This window comes from Tardiphaga sp. 768_D3_N2_1, from assembly GCF_052076105.1.
Taxonomy (GTDB): Bacteria; Pseudomonadota; Alphaproteobacteria; order Rhizobiales; family Xanthobacteraceae; genus Tardiphaga.
Genome location: NZ_CP197245.1, coordinates 4620001 through 4622500, shown reverse-complemented (window position 1 = coordinate 4622500; position 2500 = coordinate 4620001). Strand labels below are relative to the sequence as shown.

General features: G+C 53.1%; 2 tRNA genes and 2 rRNA genes (1 of these 4 cut by a window edge). All 4 read left to right on the top strand.

Annotated elements, in window-relative coordinates:
* The first annotated feature begins 140 nt into the window (after positions 1–140).
* Positions 141–1627: ribosomal RNA gene (locus AB8A27_RS21675) — 16S ribosomal RNA — on the top strand.
* Positions 1628–1828: 201 nt separating this feature from the next.
* Positions 1829–1905: transfer RNA gene (locus AB8A27_RS21670), tRNA-Ile, on the top strand.
* A 92-nt stretch (positions 1906–1997) separates the two neighbouring features.
* Positions 1998–2073, top strand: a tRNA-Ala gene (locus AB8A27_RS21665).
* 384 nt (positions 2074–2457) lie between these two features.
* Positions 2458–2500, top strand: a 23S ribosomal RNA gene (locus tag AB8A27_RS21660); it runs 2775 nt beyond the window's last position.
* Together the 16S and 23S rRNA genes with 2 tRNA genes alongside form the textbook arrangement of a ribosomal RNA operon.

Below are 2500 nucleotides of genomic sequence, written 5' to 3'. Positions count from 1 at the left end.
ACGTTTTGAACAAAGGTTAACACCATCGTTGCCAGCGCTGTGAAGCGCAGGCAGCAGATCAAATGAGCTTCGGTTTGTTTGGTTTAGTATGGTGGGACCTCGTCAATACGTTGTGATCAGCCGGTTTAAAGTTTCAAGTCCAACTTGAGAGTTTGATCCTGGCTCAGAGCGAACGCTGGCGGCAGGCTTAACACATGCAAGTCGAACGGGCGTAGCAATACGTCAGTGGCAGACGGGTGAGTAACGCGTGGGAACGTACCTTTTGGTTCGGAACAACACAGGGAAACTTGTGCTAATACCGGATAAGCCCTTACGGGGAAAGATTTATCGCCGAAAGATCGGCCCGCGTCTGATTAGCTAGTTGGTAGGGTAATGGCCTACCAAGGCGACGATCAGTAGCTGGTCTGAGAGGATGATCAGCCACATTGGGACTGAGACACGGCCCAAACTCCTACGGGAGGCAGCAGTGGGGAATATTGGACAATGGGCGCAAGCCTGATCCAGCCATGCCGCGTGAGTGATGAAGGCCCTAGGGTTGTAAAGCTCTTTTGTACGGGAAGATAATGACGGTACCGTAAGAATAAGCCCCGGCTAACTTCGTGCCAGCAGCCGCGGTAATACGAAGGGGGCTAGCGTTGCTCGGAATCACTGGGCGTAAAGGGTGCGTAGGCGGGTTTTTAAGTCAGAGGTGAAATCCTGGAGCTCAACTCCAGAACTGCCTTTGATACTGAAAGTCTTGAGTATGGGAGAGGTGAGTGGAACTGCGAGTGTAGAGGTGAAATTCGTAGATATTCGCAAGAACACCAGTGGCGAAGGCGGCTCACTGGCCCATAACTGACGCTGAGGCACGAAAGCGTGGGGAGCAAACAGGATTAGATACCCTGGTAGTCCACGCCGTAAACGATGAATGCCAGCCGTTAGTGGGTTTACTCACTAGTGGCGCAGCTAACGCTTTAAGCATTCCGCCTGGGGAGTACGGTCGCAAGATTAAAACTCAAAGGAATTGACGGGGGCCCGCACAAGCGGTGGAGCATGTGGTTTAATTCGACGCAACGCGCAGAACCTTACCAGCCCTTGACATGTCTATGACCGGTACCAGAGATGGAACCTTCCCTTCGGGGCATAGAGCACAGGTGCTGCATGGCTGTCGTCAGCTCGTGTCGTGAGATGTTGGGTTAAGTCCCGCAACGAGCGCAACCCCCGTCCTTAGTTGCTACCATTTAGTTGAGCACTCTAAGGAGACTGCCGGTGATAAGCCGCGAGGAAGGTGGGGATGACGTCAAGTCCTCATGGCCCTTACGGGCTGGGCTACACACGTGCTACAATGGCGGTGACAATGGGATGCAAAAGGGCGACCTCTCGCAAATCTCAAAAAGCCGTCTCAGTTCGGATTGGGCTCTGCAACTCGAGCCCATGAAGTTGGAATCGCTAGTAATCGTGGATCAGCATGCCACGGTGAATACGTTCCCGGGCCTTGTACACACCGCCCGTCACACCATGGGAGTTGGTTCTACCTGAAGGCAGTGCGCTAACCGCAAGGGGGCAGCTGACCACGGTAGGGTCAGCGACTGGGGTGAAGTCGTAACAAGGTAGCCGTAGGGGAACCTGCGGCTGGATCACCTCCTTTCTAAGGATGGTTCTTCAGATGCTTGCATCTATCGAACCTCTTTTGAAACATCAGTGGCCAGACATTGGATCAATGTCTGAGCTGCATAGGCGGGACACCGCCGTCTTCGTTTCTCTTTCTTCGCGGACGAACACACGCTGGGGCGTGCTTGTGTCGTGCATCTGGCGGAAGCGGATGTCGATCGCAGGCCCTATGTTGTTAGGGCTTGTAGCTCAGTTGGTTAGAGCGCGCGCTTGATAAGCGTGAGGTCGGAAGTTCAAGTCTTCCCAGGCCCACCATATTTGCGCGCTTTGCTTTCAAGGCTGCTGCTGACGTCGACATCGCATCTGCAAAACGCGAACTACAGCGTTGAGCATTCGTCTTCTGGAACGGGGGCATAGCTCAGCTGGGAGAGCGCGTGCTTTGCAAGCATGAGGTCGTCGGTTCGATCCCGTCTGCCTCCACCAGAAACTTGGTGTTGGCGATGGTATCAAAACAAACATTCAGTGTGTTCACAGTGAGCGCTATCCGAGCTGCTCCTGATTAGTCCGCTTATCACTTCGCTTGTTGGTCTTACGAGATCGACTGCGGGATTTATGACATCGTAAAGAGGAGATCGTTCCGAGGTTCGGATCTGCAAGCAATTGCGGGTACCGATCCATTATCTCCAGAGTTCATGTTCGAACGCTTCGCTTGCGAAGCTTCCGGATGATGGCTCTTTTTGGTGAAGCTTGACCGCCTCATCATCGGATCGATCTTACGAAGCAAACTGGTCTTTCTAATCATATCCAGCTGTTGGACTTCGGTTCAGCAGCAACTCTGCCGAGTGTGTGGATATTGATAATGAGAGCAATCAAGTGCCTTAAGGGTGTTCGGTGGATGCCTTGGCAATGA